The sequence below is a fragment of the Novosphingobium sp. BL-A-41-Hi4A-0G genome (assembly GCF_055521735.1).
The window spans coordinates 2,847,439-2,865,462 of record NZ_CM145501.1; the positions used below are offsets into that span (position 1 = coordinate 2,847,439).

Annotated in this window: 17 protein-coding genes and 1 tRNA gene; 9 read left to right on the top strand and 9 right to left on the bottom strand. The window is 63.4% G+C overall.

All coding sequences use genetic code 11. The features are described from left to right. Positions 1-4 precede the first annotated feature (4 nt). The 3 genes from ACZ1JX_RS13735 to ACZ1JX_RS13745 are packed head-to-tail and all read right to left on the bottom strand — an operon-like array spanning position 5 to position 1,857. Entirely contained in the window at positions 5-574 is a 570-nt protein-coding gene (locus ACZ1JX_RS13735) for an LptA/OstA family protein (RefSeq protein WP_465124079.1), read from the bottom strand. Further along, positions 571-1,215 carry an LPS export ABC transporter periplasmic protein LptC gene (gene lptC / locus ACZ1JX_RS13740; RefSeq protein ID WP_465124080.1) on the bottom strand — a complete coding sequence of 215 codons (645 nt, stop codon included), beginning with the start codon at positions 1,213-1,215 and terminating at the stop codon, positions 571-573. Before lptC ends, ACZ1JX_RS13735 begins: the two co-directional genes overlap by 4 nt. Positions 1,216-1,239: 24 nt before the next feature. Next, positions 1,240-1,857 carry a ribonuclease D gene (locus tag ACZ1JX_RS13745; protein ID WP_465124081.1) on the bottom strand — a complete coding sequence of 206 codons (618 nt, stop codon included), beginning with the start codon at positions 1,855-1,857 and terminating at the stop codon, positions 1,240-1,242. Positions 1,858-2,047: 190 nt separating this feature from the next. On the opposite strand from ACZ1JX_RS13745, the gene cysD reads away from it, so the two are divergent. Genes cysD through ACZ1JX_RS13760 form a run of 3 tightly spaced genes read left to right on the top strand, consistent with a single transcriptional unit; the run spans position 2,048 to position 5,200 of the window. After that, positions 2,048-2,971 (top strand): sulfate adenylyltransferase subunit CysD, encoded by a 924-nt coding sequence (gene cysD / locus ACZ1JX_RS13750; protein ID WP_465124082.1) that lies wholly within the window; start codon positions 2,048-2,050, stop codon positions 2,969-2,971. After that, complete coding sequence (cysN, locus tag ACZ1JX_RS13755) at positions 2,971-4,893, top strand: sulfate adenylyltransferase subunit CysN (RefSeq protein WP_465124083.1); 1,923 nt, start codon at positions 2,971-2,973, stop codon at positions 4,891-4,893. The genes cysD and cysN overlap by 1 nt, the downstream gene beginning before the upstream one ends. A gap of 34 nt (positions 4,894-4,927) precedes the next feature. Continuing rightward, complete coding sequence (locus ACZ1JX_RS13760) at positions 4,928-5,200, top strand: DUF2061 domain-containing protein (RefSeq protein ID WP_465124084.1); 273 nt, start codon at positions 4,928-4,930, stop codon at positions 5,198-5,200. A gap of 350 nt (positions 5,201-5,550) precedes the next feature. Here the strand turns inward: ACZ1JX_RS13760 and ACZ1JX_RS13765 are convergent. The 4 genes from ACZ1JX_RS13765 to ACZ1JX_RS13780 all read right to left on the bottom strand — a co-directional run bounded on the left by ACZ1JX_RS13765 (position 5,551) and on the right by ACZ1JX_RS13780 (position 9,322). Then, positions 5,551-5,624, bottom strand: a tRNA-Cys gene (locus ACZ1JX_RS13765). A gap of 78 nt (positions 5,625-5,702) precedes the next feature. Beyond that, entirely contained in the window at positions 5,703-7,088 is a 1,386-nt protein-coding gene (locus tag ACZ1JX_RS13770) for an RNB domain-containing ribonuclease (protein WP_465124085.1), read from the bottom strand. Positions 7,089-7,109: 21 nt separating this feature from the next. Then, on the bottom strand, positions 7,110-7,925 hold the full coding sequence (locus ACZ1JX_RS13775) for a crotonase/enoyl-CoA hydratase family protein (protein ID WP_465124086.1): 816 nt from the start codon (positions 7,923-7,925) through the stop codon (positions 7,110-7,112). 197 nt (positions 7,926-8,122) lie between these two features. After that, entirely contained in the window at positions 8,123-9,322 is a 1,200-nt protein-coding gene (locus ACZ1JX_RS13780) for an LL-diaminopimelate aminotransferase (protein WP_465124087.1), read from the bottom strand. A 192-nt stretch (positions 9,323-9,514) separates the two neighbouring features. On the opposite strand from ACZ1JX_RS13780, the gene ACZ1JX_RS13785 reads away from it, so the two are divergent. The 3 genes from ACZ1JX_RS13785 (at position 9,515) to clpS (ending at position 13,045) form a co-directional block, all read left to right on the top strand. Further along, positions 9,515-11,407, top strand: coding sequence for a PHA/PHB synthase family protein (locus tag ACZ1JX_RS13785; RefSeq protein ID WP_465124088.1), 1,893 nt, complete (start codon positions 9,515-9,517; stop codon positions 11,405-11,407). Positions 11,408-11,562: 155 nt separating this feature from the next. After that, positions 11,563-12,501: a phasin family protein gene (locus ACZ1JX_RS13790; RefSeq protein ID WP_465124089.1), complete on the top strand. Its 939-nt coding sequence runs from the start codon at positions 11,563-11,565 to the stop codon at positions 12,499-12,501. Between the two features lie 163 nt (positions 12,502-12,664). Then, positions 12,665-13,045, top strand: a complete 381-nt coding sequence (clpS, locus tag ACZ1JX_RS13795) for an ATP-dependent Clp protease adapter ClpS (protein ID WP_465124090.1) — start codon at positions 12,665-12,667, stop codon at positions 13,043-13,045. Between the two features lie 98 nt (positions 13,046-13,143). Here the strand turns inward: clpS and ACZ1JX_RS13800 are convergent, their stop codons facing one another. Next, a complete protein-coding gene (locus ACZ1JX_RS13800) occupies positions 13,144-13,587 on the bottom strand; it encodes a hypothetical protein (RefSeq protein WP_465124091.1) in 444 nt (147 codons plus the stop codon). Positions 13,588-13,873: 286 nt separating this feature from the next. Between ACZ1JX_RS13800 and lptF the strand changes: the two genes are divergently transcribed. From lptF to ACZ1JX_RS13815, 3 genes are read left to right on the top strand one after another with little or no spacing between them, the layout of a single operon-like run. After that, the gene (gene lptF / locus ACZ1JX_RS13805; RefSeq protein ID WP_465124092.1) at positions 13,874-15,115 is read left to right on the top strand and encodes an LPS export ABC transporter permease LptF; all 1,242 of its coding nucleotides are present in this window, start codon (positions 13,874-13,876) and stop codon (positions 15,113-15,115) included. Beyond that, positions 15,105-16,205, top strand: coding sequence for an LPS export ABC transporter permease LptG (gene lptG / locus ACZ1JX_RS13810; protein WP_465124093.1), 1,101 nt, complete (start codon positions 15,105-15,107; stop codon positions 16,203-16,205). Before lptF ends, lptG begins: the two co-directional genes overlap by 11 nt. Before the next feature lie 51 nt (positions 16,206-16,256). After that, a complete protein-coding gene (locus ACZ1JX_RS13815) occupies positions 16,257-16,766 on the top strand; it encodes a rhodanese family protein (RefSeq protein ID WP_465124094.1) in 510 nt (169 codons plus the stop codon). On the opposite strand, the gene ACZ1JX_RS13820 is transcribed toward ACZ1JX_RS13815, so the two are convergent. Next, the gene (locus ACZ1JX_RS13820) at positions 16,767-17,879 is read right to left on the bottom strand and encodes a fatty acid desaturase family protein (protein ID WP_465124095.1); all 1,113 of its coding nucleotides are present in this window, start codon (positions 17,877-17,879) and stop codon (positions 16,767-16,769) included. Between the last annotated feature and the right edge of the window lie 145 nt (positions 17,880-18,024).

An 18,024-nucleotide genomic window follows, 5' to 3' on the forward strand; every position in this document is an offset into this window, starting at 1 on the left:
CGCTTCAGTTCTTGGTATTGCGGACGTTGAAGGTGCCGGTCACGCGGCCACCATTGCCGCCTGCTGCACCGCCGCCACTGCGGCCGTCGACGCTCGACAGACCCGAATCCAGATCGATCACCAGCCGCCCGCCATTCAGCGTGTCGCCATTGCGGCGCAGGGCGACATTGCCGGTCATGGTGATCACGTTGCGGTTGAAGTCGTACACCGCGACATCGCCTTTGGCGCTTTCGCCACCACGATTGACCTGCACTCCGCCGGTCGCATCGATGCGTTCGATCTGGATATCGCCCGTGTCGCTATAGGCCACGGTGGTGCGCGCCGCCTGCATGCGCAGGTCCGACTGGTTGATGTCGACATTGCCTGAAAGCACCACGCGCTTGGCCTTGTCCTGCACTTCGATGCGGTCGGCGGCGTAGTTGACCGGAGCCTTGCTGTCGTGCCCGGCAATGCCCTGCGCCGAAAGATGCTGCGCCCCGGCGATCAGCGCGGCGGAACCGGCAAAACCGATCGCCCCCCAACGCAAGGGTCGGGCGGACCGGATGATATCGAGCGTTGTGCGGGTCATGGTCATGGCATCTGCATCCTGCCCGGCACCATACGGAGGCGGGCGTTTCCATCAAGCATTACGGTCCGTTCCGACAGGTCGGCGTTGATCCGGTCGGCCGAGAATGTTCCAGCCGGAATGCGCCCTTCGACCGGGCCCCGGCTCTTCAGCAACTTCTTCCCGAGGTCGATGTCGACATTGGTTGCCGTCATCCGATAGCCGTCGGAAGTCTGGAAGTTTATCGGCCCGACAATGTCGACGATTTCCTTACCGAAATCGTAGTTGCCCTTGCCCGCAGTCAGCAGGGCAGGTCCATCGTCGAGCATGATGCGCGCGGTCAGCTGGTCGAGCTGGATCAGAGGCTGGGCCTTGGATCGCTGGACGGCGGATCCTGCAGTGATCGAGAAATTGCGCCCGTCATCGTCCTGCCCGCGGTACATCGCGCTGGAAACCTGCATCCGGTCGTTCAGCACGGCGACCTTGCGCCGGTCGAGCAGGAAGCTGATCTCGCCGCGTGGGGAAATCGGGGCGATGATCATCACCGCCAGCAGACCGCCGACCAATGCCGGGAGAGCGCGGGCGAGGAAATGCACCAGCCGGTCGTGAAAGCCGCCCGGCGCGGCAAAGCCACGACGCCGGGTGCGGATCATGTCGGCCTGTACGGTCATCGCGCTGGCTTGCCCGTCCCCGCCTTACTCGTGGCTGAAGATATCGCGCTCGGCCCAGCCGGCGAGATCGAGCTTTGCGCGCATCGGCAGGAAATCGAAGCAGGCCTGCGCCATCGCAGTGCGGCCTTCGCGTTCCAGCCGCTCGACAAGGATCGCGTGCATCGCATGCAGGTGGCGCACATCGGAGGCGGCATATTCCTGCTGCGCATCGCTGAGCACCGGGCCACCCCAGTCGCTCGACTGCTGCTGCTTGGAGATTTCCTTGCCGAGCAGTTCGCGCACGAGATCCTTGAGGCCGTGCCGGTCGGTGTAGGTGCGCACCAGCTTCGAAGCGATCTTGGTGCAGAACACGGGCGCGGCGACGACGCCAAGGTAATGCTCGATCGCCGCAAGGTCGAACCGGGCGAAGTGGTAAAGCTTGATCCGCGCAGGATCAGCCAGCACTGCCTTGAGGTTCGGCGCGGCAAAGCTGCTGCCGGGCGAGAAGCGGACGAGGTGCTCGTCCCCTTTACCATCCGAAATCTGCACGACGCAGAGGCGGTCACGAGGGGTAATCAGCCCCATCGTTTCGGTGTCGACAGCGACGGGACCTGGCGCAAGCACGCCCTCGGGGAGGTCTTCTTCGTGGAAATAAACGGCCATCCCTGTCGCTTAGGCGGTTGGGCAACGGGTCGCAAGCTCTGTGTCCCTGCGCAGCGGTCCTACGCTGCGTCGCAGAAGCGGTCATTTATAGCATCAAAGTTTTGCCTTTTGGCCATCACTCCCAAATGGGAGCACCGACTTACCTGCGAATCGCGCAAAGAGCCGCAACGCAACAACGGAGCGCCTGACCGTGACATTGGATAAGAAGACCCTGACGCACCTTGAGCGACTTGAGTCCGAGGCGATTCACATCATGCGCGAGGTGGTGGCCGAGGCGACCAATCCCGTCATGCTCTATTCGGTCGGCAAGGACAGCGCGGTGATGCTGCACCTTGCGCGCAAGGCCTTCTACCCCTCGCCGCCGCCGTTCCCGCTGCTGCACGTCGACACCACCTGGAAGTTCCAGGACATGTACGCGCTGCGCAACAAGATGGCGACCGAGAGCGGCATGGAACTGCTGGTCTACCAGAACCCCGAAGCCGCCGAGAAGGGCATCAACCCGTTCGATCACGGCTCGCTCCATACCGACATGTGGAAGACCGAAGGGTTGAAGCAGGCGCTCGACAAGTATGGCTTCGATGCAGCCTTTGGCGGTGCACGCCGCGACGAGGAGAAGAGCCGCGCCAAGGAGCGCATTTTCTCGTTCCGCACCGCCAGCCACGGCTGGGACCCCAAGAACCAGCGCCCCGAGCTTTGGAACCTCTACAACGCCCGCAAGAACAAGGGCGAGTCGATCCGCGTCTTCCCGATCTCGAACTGGACCGAGCTCGACATCTGGCAGTACATCCACTTGAACGACGTGCCGATCGTCCCGCTCTACTTCGCGGACGAGCGCCCGACTTACGAGTGGGAAGGCCAGCTGTTCATGGCCGACGATATCCCCCGCCTTGAAAGGGTGCTGGGCTATCGCCCCGAGATCACGATGAAGTCGGTCCGCTTCCGCACGCTGGGCTGCTTCCCGCTGACGGGCGCAGTGGAAAGCACCGCCAAGACGCTTCCGGAAGTGATCCAGGAAACGCTGCTGACCACCACAAGCGAACGCCAGGGCCGCGTGATCGACAAGGATGCCGGCGGCGCCGGCATGGAAGTGAAGAAGCAGCAGGGGTACTTCTGATGACCACGCAGGACGTAATCTATCAGACCGAAGCCCTCATCGCCGAGGACATCGACGCCTATCTCGAGCAGCACCAGCACAAGACCATGCTGCGGTTCATCACCTGCGGGTCGGTGGACGATGGCAAGTCTACGCTGATCGGCCGCCTGCTCTATGATTCGAAGATGATCTTCGAAGACCAGCTCGCCGCACTCGAGAACGATTCGAAGAAGGTTGGCACGCAAGGGCAGGAGATCGACTTCGCGCTGCTGGTTGATGGCCTCGCCGCCGAGCGTGAGCAGGGCATCACCATCGACGTCGCCTATCGCTTCTTCAACACCGAGAAGCGCAAATTCATCGTCGCCGATTGCCCCGGCCACGAGCAGTACACCCGCAACATGGTGACCGGCGCCTCGACCGCCGATCTGGCCGTGATCCTGATCGACGCGCGCAAGGGCGTGCTGGTACAGACGCGCCGCCACTCCTACCTGTGCCACCTGATCGGCATCCGCAACATCGTCCTCGCGGTCAACAAGATGGACCTCGTCGACTACGATCCCGTCGTCTTCGATGCCATCGTCAAGGACTACACCGAGTTCGCCCGCTCGATCGGCATCGAGAGCTTCACCGCCATGCCGATCTCCGGCTTCAAGGGCGACAACATCACCACGCCCTCGGCCAACACCCCGTGGTACAAGGGCCCGACGCTGGTCGAGCATCTCGAGACGGTCGAAGTCCTGTCCTCGGTCGATGCCGACAAGCCATTCCGCATGCCGGTGCAGTGGGTCAACCGCCCCAACCTCGACTTCCGCGGTTTCTCGGGCCTCATCGCAACGGGCTCGGTAAAGCCGGGCGACGAAATCCGCGTCCTGCCCTCGGGCAAGACCAGCAAGGTCACGCGCGTCGTCACGCTCGATGGCGATCTCGATCAGGCCGTCGCAGGCCAGTCGGTCACGCTGTGCCTTGCCGACGAGGTCGACTGCTCGCGCGGTGACGTGATCTCTCTGGCTGACAATCCGCCACAGGCCGCCGACCAGTTCGAGGCGACGCTGGTGTGGCTTAATGACGAAGCCATGCTGCCCGGCCGCGCCTACTGGCTCAAGCTCGCCACGCAGACCGTCTCGGTCACCGTGCAGCAGCCGAAGTACGTCGTGAACGTCAACACGATGGAGCATCTGGCGGCCAAGACGCTGGAACTGAATGCCATTGGCGTGGCCGAGATCGCCACCGACAAGCCGATCGTGTTCGAGGCCTACAACGATGGCCGCACGCTGGGCGGCTTTGTGCTGATCGACAAGATGAGCAACGCCACAGTCGCGGCCGGCATGCTCAACTTCAGCCTGCGCCGTGCGCAGAACGTGCATTGGCAGGCGCTGGACGTGAGCCGCGAGGCCCATGCCGCTCTCAAGCAGCAGCAGCCCAAGGTGCTTTGGTTCACCGGGCTTTCGGGCTCGGGCAAGTCGACCATCGCCAACATGGTCGAGAAGCGCCTGCATGCGGTCGGCAAGCACACCTTCCTGCTCGATGGCGACAACGTGCGCCACGGCCTGAACAAGGACCTGGGCTTTACCGAGGCTGACCGCATCGAGAACATCCGCCGCGTCGGTGAAGTGGCCAAGTTGATGACCGATGCCGGCCTGATCGTGCTGACCGCCTTCATCAGTCCCTTCCGCGCCGAACGCGAAATGGTGCGTTCGCTGATGGCAGACGGCGAGTTCGTCGAGATCTTCGTCGACACCCCGCTGGAAGTGGCCGAAGCACGCGACGTCAAGGGGCTCTACAAGAAGGCCCGCTCCGGCCAGCTCAAGAACTTCACCGGGATCGACAGTCCCTATGAAGCCCCGGAGAGCCCGGACTTCCGCGTCGATACCACCACCGAATCACCCGAGGACGCAGCAGAGCGCATCGTAAATGCGCTTCTCGGTTGGGCTCCCACGATTTAAGGGAGCCCAAGAGGTCGGGCATGGGGAACCGCGAATGATTCTGTTTCACGGGCACGAGAACCATTCCCGCTCGGTCATCAAGGCAATCAGCTGGCGCGCGCTAGGGAGCATCGACACCTTCCTGCTCAGCCTGCTGTTCACCGGCAGCGCCAAAGCCGCCGGTGCCATTGCCGGCACCGAAGTGATCACCAAGATCGGGCTCTACTACTTCCACGAGCGGGTCTGGAGCTCGATCCACTGGGGCACGCAACGCCCCGTCGTGGCCGATGACACGGCACAGATCAGTGGCGAGGCTGGGCTGCTCTAGATTTCGTGGATAGAGGCTCCTCGACCCAATCACCTCGCGCGACGCCGTTTCCGAGAGACAGCCTTGAATCAAGCCGCGAATTCTCAGTCGACTTTTCCGCAAAAGCCACCTCTGTGAGTTCTGCCGAAACATAGAACCGCAAATGGCGTCTGGCGACTCGGTGTCTTTCAACGCGCGGCTCGAAAGTCCCCTTGCCAGACTCCCGCTGCGAGACTCCTTCAGAGCCTCCAAATCTTGCTGCTCGGTCGATGGATTTGAGGGTCTGAATCCCCTGCACAACAACTTTCCCTCGCAAAGTCCCCCACATGGAACCAAGGGTCATCATCGTTTGCCGTAAGTGCCTGTAATGCTGGAGGCCCGAGCCGGAATCGAACCGGCGTAAACGGATTTGCAATCCGGTGCGTAACCACTCCGCCATCGGGCCTCGATCGCAGGAGCTGCGTGGTTCGGCGCGGTTAGCCGGAACGGGGGCTTGCCGCAAGGGGTTCTTGCGCGCGGGTGATCAAGCCGGGGCGAAGGTGAGGCGGCGGGCCTTGCTGTCGACCGCGGCGAGGCGCAAGTCGACCCGGGCTCCGGGCGTGGCGCCGGGAATGCGGGCGCGCGAAACGATGGGCAGGCCGAGCAGTTGCACGCGAGCCGAATCGCCATCCGAGTCTGTCACGCAAGCCTTGAACGTCTCGCCCTCTCGTCCGTGGAGCAGGACGGTTTCGGCAAGGTCGATCACGGCGCGCTCGATCTGACCGGAGAGGGCTTCGGCCTTGGCCATCACGCGGGGGAGGCGGCGGAAGGCGTCCTCGACTTGCGGATCGAGAGGCTGGCCATTGGCGACGGCGAGCGTTGCACGGATCACGTAGCGGTCGGCGAGGCGGCGCAATGGCGCAGTGGCGTGGGCGTAGGTCGCGGCAATCGCCTCGTGCCATGGGGTGACGCCGGGTATCCATGGCGCATAGCCTGCGCCGGTTCCGGCTCGGCGGACGGCGAGCATGAAGGCGGCGTGGGCGGAGTTGCGCTGGTCGAGGCCGCGTTCGAGCGTCTTGAGGTCCATGCCTTCGGGCCACGCAAGGCCAAGGCCCGCCGCCGTGCTGCGCAGGCGCGCCATGGCCTTGGCACTCGGGCCTGCCATGACGCGGAACAGGCCGGTGCCTGCCTGCTGGAGCGCGGCGGCAATGGCGAGGTTCGCTGCCAGCGACAGCGCGGCGTTGCGCCGTTCCGAGGCGAGCAGCGGGCGGAAGGACAAGGCATAGCGCCCGTCGCCCAGCGCCTCGACTTCCTGTTCGGGCGGATCGACGCGGGCGGCACCGCGCGCCGCTTCGGCATCGTTCACACGTTCGGCAAAGCGGGCGAAAGCAGGCGGAAGGTCTGCATCGGTGACGCTGTCGTAGGCGAGCTTGGCGCGGCTGCGGATCAGGGCACGGCAGGCACCATCGAGCCGCGCCTCGCCATCGGGGCCGAGGCGGACGGTGAAGACAACCGCCGGGCGCGGACCTTGGGGCAGAAGGCTGGCCGCGCCTTCGGCCAGCGCAGGCGGATAGAGCCCGGCCTTGCCATCGGGCAGGTAGAGCGTCTCGCCGCGCTTCCACGCCTCGACATCGAGCGGATCGCCGTCGGCCACGAACCATGCGACATCGGCAATGGCGTAGTGCAGCAGGAGATCGTCGCCCGCTTCCTCGACATGGAAGGCCTGATCGAGATCGGTGGAACTGGCCGGATCGAGCGTGACAAAAGGCTGGTCGGTGCGGTCCTCGTGTTCAGCGCCCGGAGACTTCAACGCGGCAAGTTCAGCGGCGGCAAGGACTTCGCGAGGAAAGCCCTGCGGCACCTGAAACTGCTGACGGATCGCCGCGAGACCCGATGCAAGCGCGCCGGTAGGATCGTGAATGGCCTTCATCCGAGCAGGCCTACCAGACTGTTACGGATCGACAAATTCGCCCGGGCGCTTTTCCATTCCGGCGCGCACGGCTTCGATCTGGTTCTTCGAATACATCAGTTCGTGCTGGGCAACCGATTCGGCCATGAGCACTTCGTCGACGGTCATGTCTGGCGTGCGGTTCGACAACTGCTTGGCCCCGCGCACGGCGGTGGGGCTCTTCGATGCGATGTCCTTCGCGAGCTTCATCGCATCGGCGAGCGGATCGGCGCTGACATGGGTGGCGAAACCGAAGCGAACGGCTTCCTCGCCACTGAATTCGCGGTGGGTGTAAGTCAGTTCGCGCAACACGTCGTCGCGCACGTTGCCGCGCCACAGGGCGTATCCGGCCATGTCGGGGACAAGGCCCCACTTCACTTCCATCACCGCCAGCCGCGCATTAGGCGCAATGAAGCGGATGTCCGCGCCGCTTGCCACCTGCAGGCCGCCACCGAAGCAGACGCCGTGGACAGCGGCGATCACCGGCATCGGCAGCTTGCGCCATGCCATAGCCGCCTGCTGCGGACGGTTGGCATTGCCGTGGGTGCGGGCGGTAAGGCCCCCGTCGCCTTCATCCTTCCAGCGGGACGTGTTGCCCATGCTAGACAGATCGAGCCCCGCGCAGAACGAGCGACCTGCGCCCGACAGCACCACCGCGCGCACGCCGCGTTCGCCGTGAAGGTGATGGCCCGCCGCGACGATCGCTTCGAACATGGCATCGTCCAGTGCGTTCATCTTGTCCGCCCGGTCGAGCAGGACATGGGCGACGTGGTCCGCGATGGTAACGGTGACGCGCTCGTGGAAGTTCATTGCAGGCATCCGTTCTGGTTTCCGGTGAGCAGGTTGCCCCAGCCCGCTGCGGGGGTCCAGTCTCCTGATTTGACGGATGATGGTGTTCATCGCTCGTCATTGCGAGCGGAGCGAAGCAATCCAGCGTCGGCGCAGCACCGCTCTGGATTGCTTCGTCGCTTCGCTCCTCGCAATGACGAGGAGCGCGCTTTCAGTGCAAGTTAGCCTCAGGCGGCCGAAGAATTGACGCCCATCGACTGCAGGTAACGCTTGATGTTGCGCGCGGCCTGGCGGAGGCGCTGCTCGTTCTCGACCATGGCGATGCGCACGTAGCCCTCGCCGTCCTCGCCATAGCCGACGCCTGCGGCAACCGCGACTTCGGCATGGGTGAGCAGCTGTTTGGAGAACTCGAGGCTGCCAAGGTGCTTGAGTGCCGGCGGGAGCGGTGCCCAGGCAAACATCGAGGCCTTGGGGCTGGGGATCTCCCACCCGGCACGACCGAAGGCTTCGACCATGACATCACGGCGCTTCTGATAAAGCTCGCGGTTCTTCAGCACGATGTCCTGCGGGCCGTTGAGGGCGGCGCAGGCGGCGGCCTGGATCGGGGTGAAGGCACCGTAATCGAGGTAGGACTTCACGCGCTTCAGTGCCGCGATCAGGCGCTGGTTGCCGACCGCGAAGCCGACACGCCAGCCCGCCATCGAGAAGGTCTTGGACATCGAGGTGAATTCGACCGCCACGTCCTTGGCACCCGGCACTTCGAGGATCGAGCGGGTCGGGTTGCCGTCGAAGTAGAGTTCGGAATAGGCAAGGTCGGACAGGATCCAGACCTTGTTCTCCTTGGCCCAGGCGACAAGGCGCTCGTAGAATGCGAGATCGACCGTCTCGGCCGTCGGGTTCGACGGATAGTTGACGATCAGGATCGAGGGGCGCGGCACCGAGTACTTCATCGCGCGGTCGAGCGAATCCCAGTAGCGCTCGTCGGGCGTGGTCGGCACCGAGCGGATGGTCGCTCCGGCGATGATGAAGCCGAAGGTGTGGATCGGGTAGCTCGGGTTCGGGGCGAGCACGACATCGCCGGGCGCGGTGATCGCGGTGGCGAGGCTGGCAAGGCCTTCCTTCGAGCCCATCGTCATCACCACTTCGGTCTCGGGATCGAGATCGACATTGAAACGGCGGCCGTAGTAATTGGCCTGCGCCTTGCGCACGCCGGGAATGCCCGAGGATGCCGAATAGCCATGCGCATCGGGCTTGCGCGCCACTTCGCACAGCTTCTCGATCACGTGATCGGGCGGGGGAAGATCGGGGTTGCCCATGCCGAGGTCGATGATGTCCCTACCGGCGGCGCGCGCGGCGGCCCGCATGCCGTTGACTTCGGCAATGACGTAGGGCGGCAGGCGCTTCATGCGGTAGAATTCTTCGTCCACGGTTGAATACTCGTCGAAAGGCGCGGCAGGATCGCCGCAGCTTGGCCCTTACGCCAATTGCCCCCTTGTGGAAACCTTGCTCTCGATAGACGCATGATGTCGTCCGGCAGATGCATCTGCGGGCTAACAAGCTGTCACACGGCGTGTATAGATCGTTGCAACAAGGCCATGACGTAACGGCAGGGAACGGTAATGACGGACAAGACGGTGAGTGATTCGCCTTTGGGCTCCTCTGGGGACTCAATCGTGTTCGAGGACCTCTTCCGCCAGCAGGGCGAGGCCATGCGGGCCATGTTCGCGCCGCTGGTGCCGGGTGCCGAAGCCGTCTCGACCGACCCTGCCGACCTGCAGCACTGGGCGATGTCGGCAGCCAAGCTGCAGAAGATGTGGCTCGATTTCAGCGCCGAGCAGGCAGGGCAGGTCGAGCCGATGCTGAACAGGCTGGGCGACATCGGCAAGTGGACGCAGACCTTCATGGCCATGGCCGGCCAGCTGCCGATCACCCATGCCGAGACGCAGGCGAAGCTGTGGAACGAAGGCATGGCGCTGTGGGGGTCGGTGATGGGACAGTTCGTCTCGGCCGGAACCGGCAGCAGCGCCGCCCCTGCCCTTCCGCGTCAGGACCGCCGCTTCAAGGACAAGCGCTGGCACGAACAGCCCGCCTTCGCCCTGATCCACCAGACCTATCTGTTTCTCTCGGAAAAGCTCCAGCAGATGGCGGATGAAGCGCAAGGGCTCAGCCCCGAGCGAAAGGAGCAGCTGCGCTTTGCCACCAAGGTGGTGACGGACGCGCTGTCGCCCGCAAACTTCCCGCTGACCAACCCGGTGGTGATCGAGCGGACGATGGAGACGCGCGGCGAAAATCTGGTCAAGGGCGTGGAGCATCTGCTGGATGACCTGCGCAAGGGTCAGCTCACCCACACCGATCCCAACGCGTTCGAACTTGGCCGCAACATTGCGGTGACACCGGGCAAAGTGGTGCACGAGACGCCGCTGTATCAGCTGATCCAGTACACCCCGACCACGGACGAGGTGTTCGAGACGCCGCTGCTTATCTTCCCGCCGTGGATCAACCGCTTCTACATTCTCGACCTCAACCCGCAGAAGAGCTTCATCCGCTGGGCCGTGGCGCAGGGGCTGACGGTGTTCGTGGTCTCGTGGAAATCGGCCGATGCCTCGATGGCGGAGATTGTCTGGGACGATTACGTCTGCGCCCAGATCGAAGCGATCGACCACGTGCGTGCGCGGCTGAAAGTGCCTGCGGTGCATACGATCGGTTATTGCGTGGCCGGAACGACGCTCGCGGCGACGCTGGCGGTGCTTACGCGCCGGGGCGAAGGCGACAAGGTGGCGAGCGCGACGTTTTTCACGGCGCAAGTCGATTTCGATGATGCGGGCGAACTCAAGAACTTCATCGACGATGGCCAGCTCAAGATGCTGGAGAGCCTTTCGACCGACGGTTATCTCGACGGGCGCTACATGGCGGCCACGTTCAACGCCTTGCGCGGGACGGACCTGATCTGGAACTACGTGGTCAACAACTACCTGCTGGGCGAGGACTATCCGGCGTTCGATCTCCTGCACTGGAACGGTGACACGACCAACCTGCCGAGCAAATGGCACAAGGCCTATCTGTGCGATCTCTATCGCGACAACCGGCTGGTGATTCCCGATGCGATGGTGGTCGACAACACGCCGGTGGATCTGCGCCGCATTGCAACACCCTGCTACATTCAGGCCGGGCGCGAGGATCATATTGCGCCGCCGAACAGCGTATGGAAACTGACCCGGCATCTGTCCGGCCCATGGAAGTTCCTGCTGGCAGGGTCGGGCCATATCGCGGGCGTGGTCAATCCACCCGATTCTGGCAAGTACCAGTACTGGCTCAATCCCGATAATCCCTCGACGTTGGAAGAGTTCGTGGCGGGAGCCCGCGAAACCAAGGGAAGCTGGTGGCCAGACTGGATCGAGTGGATCCGCGAGCAAGCTCCTGCGCAGGTTCCGGCGAAGGGCAAGCGCGTTCCCGGCGCACGCGGCGACAGCGTGATCGAGGACGCCCCGGGCCGCTACGTCCGCAGCCGCTGACCCAGCCACCAATAAGTCGGAGTTTATTGCCTCCGTTCCGGAATTTGTGCGCTGCACAAATTTCTTGACATTCGACGTCGAAAACCTATTTTGTGCACTGCAGCAAGAGTGGAAGTGATCCTCGGATCTCGCCGCTCGCGCAAGCAGGAGTTACGATGATGGTTGAAGAAACGAAAGACAGCCTGGCCGAATCCGCCCCCGTGGTGGACGCACCCGCAACGCTGCCCGACGCGTCCGAAGCCGCACCGGAAAATGCAGTTGCAGAAACGGTCGAAGCGCCGGTTGCCGAACAGCCCAAGGCTGCTCGCCCGCGCAAGGTCCGTGCCCCGAAGGTTTCCGCCCCCAAGGCCGAAACTGCCGTGGCTGCAACCACCGAAGCAGAAGAGCCCGCCGAAACGCCCGTGGTGGACGCGGTCGCTGCTCCGGTTGCCAAAGCCGTCACGCCCAATGCGCGCAAGCCCAAGGTCGTGAAGGCCAAGCCCGTGAAACAGGCCGCAAAGCCTGCAATCAAGGCCCGTCCGGCCAAGCCGCCAATGGCGGTTGCACCGGCAGCCGCGGTGAAGCCCGCAACCCAGCGTCCTTTCACCGCCACTCCCAGCGTGAAGAAAGCGAGCGTCAGCCAGTTCAAGGCTCCGGCGCCAAGAAAGGAACTGTTCGCAATGGCTACCACCACCGAAATCACCGAAAAGATGACCGCCGCGTTCAAGGACGCCCAGGAAAAGGCCAAGGCCGCGCTCGAGAAGAGCCAGGCTGCGTTCGGCGATGCCGGCGCCTTCGCCAAGGGTAACGTTGAAGCCGTCGTCGAATCGTCGAAGATCCTCGCCACCGGCCTGCAGGAAATGACCAAGGGCTACGTCGAGGAAACCAAGTCGGCCTTCGAAGCGATGACCGCTGACGTCAAGGAACTGACCACGGTCAAGTCGCCCACCGAATTCTTCGAGAAGCAGTCGGCCCTGCTGCGCAAGAACTTCGACGCTGCGGTTGCCGCAAGCTCGAAGAACAGCGAAGCCATGCTGAAGCTTGCCAACGAAGCATTCCAGCCGATCTCGACCCGCGTCAGCCTCGCGGTCGAAAAGATCAAGCACGCTGCCTGATGGCGTGTGGCGGCGCACCTCGCGCTGCCTGAACGAACAAGGGACCGGACGGCTTTCCGTCCGGTCCCTTTGTCGTATTGGCGCAACTTTTCGTCTGCATGTGCCGACCAACCCCTTCGTGCCCCTTGTGGATGGGGCCCGCGAATGCGATATTCCCGCCATCATGAGCATCATTCGCCCTGACCGAACGGACCTGTCCGCCGCGCCGCTCTGCGCCGGCGACGATGATTCGCGTGGGCCCGGCGGCAATGACCAGATTGGCATCGCCACCAAGACCCGCGCAAAGCCGAAGAAGCCGAGCCAGTTCAAGGTACTGATGCTGAACGACGATTACACCCCGATGGAATTCGTGGTGATGGTGCTCAAGCGCTTCTTCCACATGGATCTCGAGCAGGCCACGCGCGTCATGCTCCACGTCCACCAGCGCGGCGTCGGTGTCTGCGGAATCTTTCCCTACGAGATCGCCGAGACCAAGGTGAACCAGGTGATGGATTTCGCCCGGCAGAACCAGCACCCGTTGCAATGCACGCTGGAGAAGGCCTGACCCCTTCGGGGACAGGGCCTGAAAACGGGAAAAGCCGGGTCATTGCCCGGCTTTTGCGATTCTGGAGGCAGGCGAATGAGCCTGCCCGTTGGCGTGAATCAGTGAGATGTTGCGGCGCGGTGCTCCACGCTCTGCCGCGCAAGTGCGCGCAACAAGGCCGCCAACCATGCCATCGGCAGGCTCGCCGCCTCGCGCGAATGGGCGCTGCTGCCGCCGTCGAGGATGACTTGCGCGATGAACGAGCCGTCCTTCATCCGGCCACCGGTGTAGATCGCATCGCGCGGTATCATCGCGATCGCCGCGCTCTCGAACGCGCCGGAGTCGGCCAGAAGTGCGATCCACTCGAGTGCCGCACCCTTGAGTGCTTCTTCCCGCTCGTTTCCGAAATCGGCGAGTTCGCGCAACACGCGATCAAAACCCTGCCGCTGCTCGTGGGGGCCGAGTTGTTCGCACCACTGCGCAAGATCGCCGAGCATGTCCGGGCTAACGTCGTTGCGGCCAAAGCCACTCCACCAGGCGTCTCCGGTTTGCTCATGCGACATCGACTAACCTCCAGATAGGGAACGACCTTTTTCTGCACTATAACTTTCAGATTGGTTTTTCCATACCTTTAGTTAACCTCTTGGCTGTTCTACCGCTTTTCCCTTCCCCATGGCCGAGCTTGACGCTAGTCCCTGTGCACGCTCATCGGTGGTTCACCTGCTGTCGGCCAGTCCGGCCGGAGGGGTGACTGTCACGGGCGAGCCAATATGATCGCACGACCAGATTCATCGTCAGTTTCTTCGCCAGTTTCGTCGGACGACCCAAAGATCCCATAGCGCCATCCACGTGAAACTCCTCACCGCCACCGACCGCTATATCGCCCGGCTCGTCTTCGTGCCGATGCTTTCGGTGTTCGTCCTCGCCGCGTCGCTGCTCGTGCTCGACAAGATGCTCAAGCTGTTCGATTTCGTGGCGACGGAAGGCGGACCGGTCAGCGTCGTGTTCAAGATGCTGGCGAACCTGCTGCCCGAATATGCGAGCCTCGCCATTCCGCTCGGGCTGATGCTTGGCATCCTGTTTGCGTTCCGCAAGCTGGCGATGAGCTCCGAACTTGACGTGATGCGCGCTGTCGGGCTGTCCTACACCCGGCTGCTGCGCGTGCCCTACATGTTCGCCATCGGCCTTGCCGCGCTCAACCTCCTTATCGTCAGCTACCTCCAGCCGTTGTCGCGTTACTACTACGAGCAACTGCAGTTCGAACTGCGCTCGGGCGCGCTGGGGGCGTCGATCAAGGTGGGCGAGTTCAATTCGCTGCAGGACCGCACCGCACTGCGCGTGGATTCGAGCCGAGACGAGGGCCGCGACCTGCGTGGCATCTTCGCCCGCCTGCAAACGTCCAATGGCCAGGTCATGGTCATCTCTGCTCGCGAGGGCCGCTTCTTTGCCAACAAGGAAAGCCCGGACACTGTGATCCTGCGGCTGACCGACGGGCAGATCGTGCAGGATGGCCCCGGAATCGCTTCACCGCGCGTGCTGACCTTTGCCAGCCATGACCTGCCGATCGACCTGCCCAAGATCGAGCAGTTCCGACAACGCGGCGATGCAGACCGGGAATACTTCCTGCCCGAACTGCTGCAAATCGGCTGGAATGACCGCTATTCCGAAGAGATCCGGAACCAGTCCAAGGCAAGCCTGAATTACCGCCTGGTCGAGGTTGTGATGATGTTCCTCTTGCCGCTGCTCGCGGTGGCATTGGCTGTGCCCCCCAAGCGCTCGACCTCGGCGCTCGGGGTGTTCCTGTCGATCGTGATGGTGGTCGCTTATCACAAGGTCAACCAGTACGGGCAGGACGTTGCCAGCCTCGGGCGGATCGATCCGGTGGTGGCGCTGTGGGGGCCGTTCGTGATGTTCTCCGCGCTGATCCTGTGGATGTACTGGCGCATTGCCTATGTCCCTGGCGGTCAGCCGATCGGTGCGCTCGAAACCGGCTTCGGCAAGATCGCGCGATCGCTGCGCAAGCTGTTCGAGCGCAAGCGCCTGCCGGGCGAAGTGCCCGTTGCACAGGAAGACGCCGACCATGCAGCTTGAATTCTTCCCCTCGCCAACGCTCGCCCGCTACATCGGCAAGATGTTTGCGGTGCGCATCGTGGCGGTGCTGCTGATGCTGGTGCTGGTGCTGCAGATGCTCGACCTGCTGAGCGAGAGCGGCAAGGTGCTGGCCGCCCCAGGCAACGGGCAAGGCCAGTTGCTGACCTACGTTTCGTTGCGCATGCCGCAATTGATCAGCCGGTTTCTGCCCTATTCGGTGCTGCTGGCGACGATCATCACGCTGATGACGCTGAACCAGAACAGCGAGGTCATCGCGATGAAGGCCGCAGGTCTTTCGGCGCACCAGGTGCTTGCGCCGCTGTTCCTCGTGGCAGCCGCGACATCTGCGGTGACATTCGCGTTCAACGAGCGGATCGTTACGCGCTCCACCGCGACGCTCAAGGCGTGGCAGAATGTGGATTACGGGCCGATCCCGAAGGAATCCGCGATCAAGTCCAACGTCTGGCTGCAGGACGGGCCCAACATCCTGTTCGCACGCTCGGTCGCGGGCGAGGGCAAGGCGATGCGGATGGAAGGTGTCAGCTGGTATCGCCGCGACCCCACCGGCATGGTCACGGAAATCGTCACCGCACCGTCTGCCGCCTACGTGAGCCCCGGCTGGAAATTCAAGGCGCCGGTGATGTTCGACGTGCAGAGCGCGCGAAAGACGCCGCTGGGCCACGACGAGATCTTCGCCAAGACGGTCGAGCCGGTGCAGGTGACGATAAGCCGGGTCGATGCTGACGCTGAATCGCTGACGCAGTTGACCGGCTCGCTCTCCGCGATCCGTGAGGCGGGCTTCCGCACCACCGAGCTCGACGGCAAGTGGTGGCACAAGCTTTCGGGACCGCTTTCGGCGCTGCTCATGCCGCTATTAGGTGCGGTCGCCGCGTTCGGTCTGGCCCGTTCCGGCCACCTGTTCGTTCGCGCTGTGATCGGCATGGCGCTGGGCTTTGCCTACTTCGTGTTCGACAATGCCGCGCTCGCAATGGGCAATTTCGGCGCTTATCCGCCTATGCTCGCCGCATGGGCCCCCTTCGTGCTGTTCCTGCTGATCGGAGAGACGGTGCTTATCCGCACCGAGGAATAGCCCTTCAAATTAGATATTGCTAATTTGCGATATTTCTAATATATGGAGGCTATGACGCTTCCAACCATCACACCCGGCGAGGCTCAGGCGCTGCTCGACGACGGCGCCCGGCTCATCGACATCCGCGACGCCGACGAACATCGTCGGCAGAACATTCCCGGCGCAACGAACATGCCGCTGACATCGCTGAAACCGGTTTCCGGGCATCCTGCGGTGATCTGGCATTGCCGTTCCGGCATGCGCACTGCGGCCAATGCATCCCACCTCGCCGCGATGTCGGCCTGCCCCGGCTATATTCTCGAAGGTGGCCTTGACGGCTGGCGCGCGGCCGGACTGCCGGTTGCCACCGACGCCAAGGCTCCGCTGGAGATCATGCGGCAGGTACAGATCGTGGCGGGCCTGCTGATCCTTGCAGGCGTGATCCTGTCACTAACCGTGGCGCAGGGCTTTGTCCTGCTCTCGGGCTTTGTCGGTGCAGGACTGCTGATGGCAGGCGTTACCGGATGGTGCGGCATGGCGCGGCTGCTTGTCGCCATGCCTTGGAACCGCAGAGTCGCCTGATCAGCGCGGCATCATCGTGCTGCGCGCCAGCCGTCCGACCAGCAGAAGCAAGCCACTGTAGTTGCCCTTCTGATAGGTCGAATCCGCGCCCAGATGCTTGACAATCCGGCGGTGCGCCTCGGCCAGCGAGTGATAGGGCATCGAGGGCAGGAGGTGATGCAGCGCGTGGTAGCGCAGGCCAACCGGTGCCCACAGCGGCGCGAGCGCGGCAGGCGGCGGCACGTTGACCGAATCGAGGTATTGCCCGGTCACGGTCATCGCTTCGCCCTCGTTCTCCCACAGGTGCGCAACGAGCGTGCGGATCTGGTTGAGCAGCGCGGTCAGCGAAATCACGGCGATGCCAATCAGCAGCGGCCGCCACGAATGCGTCGCGCTCCACCACACCACGAACAGCGCCCAGGCGGAACACCCCAGTTCCTGCCAGAACACCATCCGCGCGAAGTCTCCCTCCGGCGGACGGCGGCGGAATTCGGGGTTGATCGAAAGCGCCGAGGCGCGTTCCCACACCAGGCGGCGCAGGGGCGGGATCACGGCGCCGAGCGGCACCAGCACTGCCGAGCGGATCAGCAGACCGATCGGCAAGAGCAGCGCCACAAGAGCAAACACCGGCAACGACCACGGCTTCATCAGAGCCAGCGGCAGGTACTCGGGGTCCTCTGCCGTGCCATAGCGCGTGCGCGCGTGGTGCAGGGTGTGCACGCCTTCATACATCAGCGAAGGCGTGAGCATCGGGATGCCGACCAGCAGGTTCCAGCCAAAGCGGAAGCCGGGCAGGGCATTCTTGTGGATATGGGTCAGCTCATGGATGAACAGCAGCGCCCGGTAGAGCGCCAACGCCGCAACCACGCCCGAAAGCGTCGCTACCAGCGGGTTGTCGATCAGGATCGATCCAGCCAATGCGGCATAACCGAGTGCGGCAGAGCCAAGCATGTCCGGCCAATAGATATCGGGGCGTGCCGTCGCGATATCGCGCGTCAGTTCAACCGCTGAACGCAGCATTTCCTTGTCATCAGGCGTGCCGGCAAGGCCGCGCGGTAGCAACGGGGCAGTTGCATTGGCCGAAGCGGAAGAACCGACGGCTGCGGGGGTATCAAGCGTCTCGGTCGCAATCATGCCACAAATTCCAGTAAGACCCGTATCTGGCCGGCTTGGTCCGGCTTTTGCACCATGCTTTTGCCATCGGGCGTCCCCACCAGCGCCCCGTGGCTTGACAATGCGCCGGTCCGGACCGCAGTCCTCCCGGCGAAAACCCGCTTAC

Excerpts from the sequence above, each read along its gene's own strand:
- ACZ1JX_RS13735 (WP_465124079.1), bottom strand. The coding sequence starts at position 574 with ATGACCATGACCCGCACAACGCTCGATATCATCCGGTCCGCCCGACCC.
- lptC (WP_465124080.1), bottom strand. The coding sequence starts at position 1,215 with ATGACCGTACAGGCCGACATGATCCGCACCCGGCGTCGTGGCTTTGCC.
- ACZ1JX_RS13745 (WP_465124081.1), bottom strand. The coding sequence starts at position 1,857 with ATGGCCGTTTATTTCCACGAAGAAGACCTCCCCGAGGGCGTGCTTGCG.
- cysN (WP_465124083.1), top strand. The coding sequence starts at position 2,971 with ATGACCACGCAGGACGTAATCTATCAGACCGAAGCCCTCATCGCCGAG.
- ACZ1JX_RS13760 (WP_465124084.1), top strand. The coding sequence starts at position 4,928 with ATGATTCTGTTTCACGGGCACGAGAACCATTCCCGCTCGGTCATCAAG.
- ACZ1JX_RS13770 (WP_465124085.1), bottom strand. The coding sequence starts at position 7,088 with ATGAAGGCCATTCACGATCCTACCGGCGCGCTTGCATCGGGTCTCGCG.
- ACZ1JX_RS13775 (WP_465124086.1), bottom strand. The coding sequence starts at position 7,925 with ATGCCTGCAATGAACTTCCACGAGCGCGTCACCGTTACCATCGCGGAC.
- ACZ1JX_RS13785 (WP_465124088.1), top strand. The coding sequence starts at position 9,515 with ATGACGGACAAGACGGTGAGTGATTCGCCTTTGGGCTCCTCTGGGGAC.
- ACZ1JX_RS13790 (WP_465124089.1), top strand. The coding sequence starts at position 11,563 with ATGATGGTTGAAGAAACGAAAGACAGCCTGGCCGAATCCGCCCCCGTG.
- clpS (WP_465124090.1), top strand. The coding sequence starts at position 12,665 with ATGAGCATCATTCGCCCTGACCGAACGGACCTGTCCGCCGCGCCGCTC.
- ACZ1JX_RS13800 (WP_465124091.1), bottom strand. The coding sequence starts at position 13,587 with ATGTCGCATGAGCAAACCGGAGACGCCTGGTGGAGTGGCTTTGGCCGC.
- lptG (WP_465124093.1), top strand. The coding sequence starts at position 15,105 with ATGCAGCTTGAATTCTTCCCCTCGCCAACGCTCGCCCGCTACATCGGC.
- ACZ1JX_RS13815 (WP_465124094.1), top strand. The coding sequence starts at position 16,257 with ATGACGCTTCCAACCATCACACCCGGCGAGGCTCAGGCGCTGCTCGAC.
- ACZ1JX_RS13820 (WP_465124095.1), bottom strand. The coding sequence starts at position 17,879 with ATGATTGCGACCGAGACGCTTGATACCCCCGCAGCCGTCGGTTCTTCC.